Below are 294 nucleotides of genomic sequence, written 5' to 3'. Positions count from 1 at the left end.
CCTTGTTGTAGGCGGCAAAGCCGCCAACAACAATTTCACGGCTGAGCCCCATCTGCTCCGCCCTTCGTCACCCTACATTGTCAAAGACTGGAATAGTCTCGCTCGGTACGAAAGCCTGGCAGCCTCCTTCACCGTCGTAACAACAGTTGCCAAGAAACAGGAAGTTCGAGCGGCACTCCGGGCGAATATGTCCTGGCACCGAAGACTTTACGATCGGGCATGATGTAGGCGATTTGGGTCCGGAGGCTGGCGGGCGTCAGCCATGAGATTGGGGGTGTGACAGAACTCGTATTT

Annotated in this window: 1 protein-coding gene; it reads left to right on the top strand. The window is 55.8% G+C overall.

The genetic code is table 11. The features are described from left to right. The coding region (locus L248_RS16185) for a hypothetical protein (RefSeq protein ID WP_220095310.1) at positions 1-223 on the top strand (223 nt) is incomplete at its 5' end. Positions 224-294: the final 71 nt, after the last annotated feature.

This window comes from Schleiferilactobacillus shenzhenensis LY-73 (genome assembly GCF_000469325.1).
Taxonomy (GTDB): domain Bacteria; phylum Bacillota; class Bacilli; order Lactobacillales; family Lactobacillaceae; genus Schleiferilactobacillus; species Schleiferilactobacillus shenzhenensis.
This window is presented reverse-complemented; position numbering and strand designations above follow the sequence as displayed.